Annotated in this window: 5 protein-coding genes and 1 pseudogene; 2 read left to right on the top strand and 4 right to left on the bottom strand. The window is 40.9% G+C overall.

The genetic code is table 11. The features are described 5' to 3' along the window. Positions 1-139: 139 nt before the first annotated feature. The 4 genes and pseudogenes from IQ224_RS20590 to IQ224_RS20575 form a co-directional block, all read right to left on the bottom strand. On the bottom strand, positions 140-385 hold the full coding sequence (locus tag IQ224_RS20590; RefSeq protein WP_002740773.1) for a hypothetical protein: 246 nt from the start codon (positions 383-385) through the stop codon (positions 140-142). 3 nt (positions 386-388) lie between these two features. Continuing rightward, positions 389-1,901: pseudogene (locus IQ224_RS20585) on the bottom strand (IS5 family transposase). 353 nt (positions 1,902-2,254) lie between these two features. After that, positions 2,255-2,752 (bottom strand): type II toxin-antitoxin system YhaV family toxin, encoded by a 498-nt coding sequence (locus IQ224_RS20580; protein WP_036399371.1) that lies wholly within the window; start codon positions 2,750-2,752, stop codon positions 2,255-2,257. 2 nt (positions 2,753-2,754) lie between these two features. Next, entirely contained in the window at positions 2,755-3,090 is a 336-nt protein-coding gene (locus IQ224_RS20575; protein ID WP_194033442.1) for a type II toxin-antitoxin system PrlF family antitoxin, read from the bottom strand. A 384-nt stretch (positions 3,091-3,474) separates the two neighbouring features. On the opposite strand from IQ224_RS20575, the gene IQ224_RS20570 reads away from it, so the two are divergent. Both IQ224_RS20570 and IQ224_RS20565 read left to right on the top strand, forming a co-directional pair. Beyond that, positions 3,475-4,653 carry an AI-2E family transporter gene (locus IQ224_RS20570; RefSeq protein WP_002732401.1) on the top strand — a complete coding sequence of 393 codons (1,179 nt, stop codon included), beginning with the start codon at positions 3,475-3,477 and terminating at the stop codon, positions 4,651-4,653. A 1,095-nt stretch (positions 4,654-5,748) separates the two neighbouring features. Beyond that, entirely contained in the window at positions 5,749-6,258 is a 510-nt protein-coding gene (locus IQ224_RS20565; RefSeq protein WP_002732961.1) for an inorganic diphosphatase, read from the top strand. The last annotated feature ends 108 nt before the right edge of the window (positions 6,259-6,366 follow it).

The raw sequence follows: 6,366 nt of genomic DNA, 5'->3' as shown, positions 1-6,366 counted from the left end.
TGCTTCAACAAGGATTTTAAGTCTTCTACTGACTCAGCAACATTAATATTAGGGACTCCACTCATTGCCTTTTTACCACACAAACTATACCTTTACCAAGTATGACATACTTTTTGAAAAATGGTATAACTATTCAGGTCTAGGGGTTGACAAAGAGAGAAAAATCAGCAGTGGGGATAAGAGAGACAACCGTATTCAAGGGGTGATGGACAGAGGCCAAAGCCTGACGCAAGAAAGTTAGAACCGAACGGCCTTGGGCGCGACAAGACTGAATCACGGTCAACAAACGAGCAGTATCGACAAAGCCACTGAAGGCGCGAGAACCACTGGCTATCTTGCGCTTAGTTAGGGTTTGCGGCAAAAAGTAAAAAACAAAAACTCTCAAAAATCAGCCCGAATTTAAGATAAGTTTTTCTGTTGAAAAATCAGCTTTTTTATCATCTTTTCTAATCAAAGAGGGATGAATAAAGCTAAATTTAGATGTATAAAGAAATAGGGACAAAAAAAGACAGTTAACCTGTCTAAGCAGGTTAGAAAGATTGATGACTAAAAAAGTAATGGCAAGGTCAGTTTCTGAAGTTTTATCAGGTTTTGTCATGATACAATCAAGACTATATCTTCTTTTTGCTTGACCAAATTTACCTTCAATTGCATTCCGAATTCCTTCATCCTCAAGAGCTTGTTTTTTAGTTTCTTTATTAATATTTTTAGGTGGTCTTCCTAGAGGAACTCCACTGATTCTAATTCCTCTTTCTTTACACCAAGCTAGATTTTTTCTAGTTCGATAAATTTTATCAACATGAACTGATTCTGGATAATATCTTGTGAATTCTTTATACTCTTCTACTTGCGCTTGTAAGTCCCCAGATTTATTAAAATTATCCCAACTTAAATGGTCTAAAAATACATAACTCTCAAAACAGCTTACTGAGATTTTTGCTCCAAATTCAACTGGTTTTCCTGCTTTTCCTCTAACGATAGGGCGGATGTGTGGTTGGGTTATACTCACAATTCTATCATCAATTCTCGATGATTTATTTTACCACATCCACAATTGTTGACGATAAACTTCTGTCACCACTAACAACATTTTGTAGTTTCTTTTGCTGAGACTACTTAACTCTGATCCCCCCTCGATTAATTTCTCTATTTGAGATAGATTTCTTTTGATATATTGCAGTTGCTTCTTGATAGCTTCTCGTCTTTCTTTTTGAGAACAACGACGTTTTTTGGCTACTTTTAATAATCTTTTCTCGCTCTTTTTCTATAAGTTCTTGGCTTTTTCTTCAGCTTGATTCTCAAACTTTGATAGAGACAATCTAGAATGTTTTCTGTTTTCTTTCTTGCTTGATTTAATATCCCTAAATCCTGGGGATAACGGGGATAACTTAGATCAGCAGGTGCGCAACTTGCATCTAATATTAATTTTCCTTTATTTTTTATTTGACTCTCTTTTTCTTCTTCTTTTCTTTCACTTTTTTCTTCAATTTCCTTCTTTTTTCTCTCTCTCATCACCATTCTTTTATTAATTTTATTGATTAAATTCTTACTGATTCTTTTACGAAAATTAACGAACATTGTCGCATCAAATAGAGCTTCATTACTATAGGCTGACATCCCTAGAAAATACTGTAAATAGGGGGTTTCCTTGATTTGCTCTATGGTTTCCCTGTCGCTTGTTTTTAATTTTCCTTAATAGTTAATGCTCCTAATGCCATCCTAAATGGTTTGGCTGGCGCACCCATTTCTTCGTCAAAATTTTGGGCATATTCTTCTTCAAATTCTTCCCAGGGAATTAACTCTGCCATTATTATCCAGCGATTATCTGCTGATAATTTTCCCTCAAAAGGCAACTCAAAGTTTTCTGGGGCAATTGAAGACTCGTTCGTTTTTCCGTACATATGTTCTTGTCGGATAAGTGCAAGGGTATTTTAGCAATTTTAGCCGTTTTCTGTCCCTTTTTCTTGACTTTTTGGGAATTTAATATGGCTGTAATCCTTATATCATAAGTATTTCACAGTTATTCAGCAAACCCTACTCTAGAGATTGATGACACTATCTGTTACGATCAAGTTAGCGATCGCTATACAGCCAACTCTACAGAATCGCTCCACTCCAGATACAGTCAACGGTAAAGCCATTTTCAAGGGAAAATGTACCCAGTGACAGCTTGTCAATTTTTTCTGAGAAGCTCCATAAGGGTTTTGTTAGTTTTTTAGTATTTTTGTATGGGGAAGTCCAGACACATCTATCATTAAATTTCGGTTTCAGCAGCTTTGCGTAAACGGCTAATTGTACTTTTGGCCTCTTTGAGTAGGTCATGCCAATCATCTGGAGGATAACCGGTCTCCAGCATTTTTCTAAAGACTCTATAAGCGTCTGTACTACTCTCAAAAGCTCGCTTAGAATTTTGATCATTGACCCAAGCGAGGAGAATTATTTTACTCTCTTGATGATATCGAAAAAACAGTCGATACTGCTGAAAAAACTTGGCTCTAAACCAGTGTTTATAATCGTCTCCAAGCGCAGTTCCCTGTCGATACTCACTGCGAGTTGGGTCTTCAGGAATAGTATCAAAGGCTAACTTTGCTATGGCAGCTAGAAGCTTTGTCGCATTTTTCCTTTTGTAATCTTGAGGAAACTTGTGGCGCAGCTCTTCAACCTGCGTCACAAGTTCTTCAAACTGTTCAAGGAACAGAGGATGAGCAAATATGCTCCATCCATTAATTACTAGGGGCTGATCTATAGACAACCTTATTCGTCCTCATCCAGAAGTGGTGCATCAATATCCAGATCAACACCAGAGACCAAGTATTGAACATGATTGACTAGGTTAGAACTAATTGGCTGTATGTGTTGAGGGTTCTGTTCCATATCTTGGGCAAGAAAATTCAGAAATTTCCCAAGCACCGGATTATTTTCTTCTGTCCCCTCAGCCCTAGAAATCCATACTTTGCCGTCGGGCTGTATGTTATAGCAGATTTTATCGCGCTTATTCAAGCCAAGGGCTTTGCGAACGGAATCGGGAATTGTAGTCTGATAGCGATCGGTAAGAGTGGATTCTGTCCATGGAGCCATCGTTGCAGCCATTGCGACCTCTCAGCCTATTTGTCAAAACATCTTGATAGTAATGCAACTGCATTGTCTTGTCAAGTATGGGGTGACCAGATCTACAGCCTAACGGAGCCGTTCACCTTAAATGTCGGCAGGATACCCCCGTTACACCCATAATACCATTTTTCTTTATTCGTGGCAGGTATCCTACTCCCCTCTCCCAGAAGGGTAGAGGGGTTGGGGGTGAGGGCAATTAACCATCTCTGCCATTACTTTAGAAAAATGGTATAAGGTTGTTGTAGTAAACCTAAACCTGTCAGCATCCCACACCCCATCACCCCACTTCCCCTGGTTGAGTTAGCGGGTTCGGCTTCGATCTGTCAGAATACAAGTATTGAAACAAACCCTTTAAGAGGCTTCATGGTGGAAGTTAAAGTCGTTCCCCCGAAACGCAATTGGGTTCAGACGTGGTGGCAATCCCTGAATTCCCTATCTCGCTTACTGGTGATTGCTCTAGCTGCACCACTTATAGTTCTGAATGCCTGGGCATTATCGGCAATTTTTGGCTATTTTGAATCTTTATTTGTTATTTTACTGATAGCGGCCGTTCTATCTTTTCTCTTGGGTTATCCAGTGACTTGGTTGGAACGTCAGGGATTAAAACGGGGTTTAGCTGCGATCGTGGTTTCCCTGATCACGATTTTAATTTTTGTGGCCGTGGGAATCACCCTAGTTCCCCTAGTCTTCACCCAAGCGCAGCAATTTGTCAATAGATTGCCAGAATGGTTAGACTCGGGACAGCGCCAACTGATGCAACTAGATACCAAAATCGACACGATGAATCTACCGATTCCGATCAGTTTCGATGGTGTTATCGCTCAGTTTAACAGTCGTTTAGGGGCAGAATTGCAAATTCTAGCGGGAAGAAGCGTTAATTTAGCCCTTAATCTCACCGTTTTTACCGTAGTGCGAGTGCTTGATGTGCTGCTAACCATTATCCTCACCTTTTATCTACTTCTCCACAGTCCCGATATCTGGAGGAGTATTATCCAATGGTTGCCCAAACCCGTCCAACAACCCTTTTCCCTAACCCTACGCTTAAGTTTTCAGAATTACTTTGTCGGACAGGTGATTTGTGCCACCTGCATGGCCCTGGGATTAGTCACGGCATTTTTATCGATTAAAGTTCCTTTTGGTCTCCTATTCGGCCTCTTGATTGGCACCATGGCCTTAATCCCTTTTGGGGGAACTGTAGGCATTGTCACGGTGACAGCTTTACTAGCTTTGCGCGATATTGGTTTAGCTCTGCAAGTTTTAGCCGTAGCTGTAGTGGTGCAGCAAATTGTCGAAAACGGCATTGCTCCCCGGATTTTGGGCAGTGTCACCGGGTTAAATCCCTTTTGGGTGTTGGTTTCGGTCTTGACGGGGGCGCGAGTGGGCGGTTTACTGGGGGTGATTGTCGCAGTTCCCATGGCAGTAATGATCAAGGAAGCTTTGGAGGTTATCCGTCAAGTGACTCCAGAGGAGACAAAATACGGGATAATTAAACCCTCTCTCCCCCTAGAATCGGAATCCTCTAGCGAGGTAGTTTCTCGCTGAAGAATGACTGACGGCATCATCTAGGCCGATCTGAGCAATAATATTGGCCGGGATAAATCGGCAGTTTTCTCCCAGGTTCTTGGCTTTTCTCCCTCGATCGAGTTATGATGTAAACATTGGTAGATTGACCCCACTTGCCCTGATCGCTGTCCATGACAAGTAAGGACAAATCAAGGCTTGAGGATGCCTTGCTGGTCTCTGAGACCTAGCTTATTGGGAGATTAGCTAACCAATTGTCTCTAAACTCGGATAATTTCTAAGAAAAGGTGATTGTCTATCCCGATAAATCAGCAAAAAATCGATATTTTGGTTAAATAGGCTACATTAACAGCTAGGTTTCTATCGTAAGCTCGAAGTTAAGACATAAAGTCAATATCACCCTCCGATTGCAATGAGAAAATGTTTGAATCGCTTAATATTTGGGCTTTTCAGACATTTTTTTTGTGGATTGATACTAAATCCAGTTATTAAAAACTGATTTAGTATGACATGGACAAACACCAACAGACCATGATCTGGAGAGATCGTCAAGAAAAGTATCAGAGTGAACTATTGGAAAAGAATTGGTAAAATATAATTAGTAGGGAGAGTATTGCTGTTAATGTTTCGCTTTTTAACGAGACGTTAACCAAGCCCAAAGGCAAAAAATAGCAGTAATTTGTCAAAAGCTCAGGGCCGATGGCTGACTGCTCTGTATATCTCTCGTATTCTTTACTTGTCGAGTTCAACACGACCCCTTTATGGAATCAAGCAACCCGTCAGGGAAGACTTCCGAACCTCCTAGTCATAGGTGGGCCAATTTACTCGGAACTATGATCGCAATTCTGACCCTAACGTTACCCTTGTTAGCGATTGGATATAACTCCACGCCTAACTATACCGAAGAACCCCTTACCGGTAACACATCCTACTCCCTAACGAGGCAAATGAGGTGACAGAATTGAGATAGACGATTGCCAAGATAAAATTTTTTTCTTCGTCCCGATCCCCCTTGTGGGTAAAATTTGGATCGGAGTCAATCAAAGTGTCTTTTAATTTTGCCTGCGCTTTTAGGTGACTCTAAAGGCGCTATTGTCTTGTATTTGGAGAAAGCTTGTGGATTTATCGCGCATTCCTGCCCAACCGAAACCCGGTTTAATTAACGTTTTAGTGGAAATTACTGCTGGTAGTAAGAATAAATACGAGTTTGATAAGGATTTAAACGCCTTTGCTCTCGATCGCGTTCTCTATTCTTCGGTACAATATCCCTGTGATTATGGTTTTGTTCCCAATACCCTCGCCGATGACGGCGATCCTTTAGATGGTATGGTGATCATGGATCAGCCTACTTTCCCCGGCTGTGTGATTACAGCGCGTCCCATTGGTATGTTAGAAATGATCGATGGTGGTGATCGCGATGAAAAAATTCTCTGTGTTCCCGCTAAAGATCCCCGTTATGCAGAGGTAAAATCTCTCAAAGATGTCTCTCCCCATCGCTTGGACGAAATCGCCGAGTTTTTCAAAACCTATAAGAATCTAGAGAAAAAAGTCACAGAAATTCTCGGTTGGAAAGATGTGGACGCAGTAACCGCTTTAGTTGAACAGTGTATTGCTGCTTATAAGTAAGGTTTGCGGCAAAAAGTTTGCTGGTGGGGTTAGTTATCAGTTATCAGTTATCAGTTATCAGTTCACTGATTACTGTTTACTGTTCACTGATAACTGAAAAGTCTCCCC

The organism is Microcystis sp. LEGE 00066 (assembly GCF_015207925.1).
GTDB classification, from domain to species: domain Bacteria; phylum Cyanobacteriota; class Cyanobacteriia; order Cyanobacteriales; family Microcystaceae; genus Microcystis; species Microcystis ichthyoblabe_A.
The sequence above is the reverse complement of the archived record's forward strand: the minus strand, read 5'-3'. Positions and strand labels throughout refer to the sequence as shown.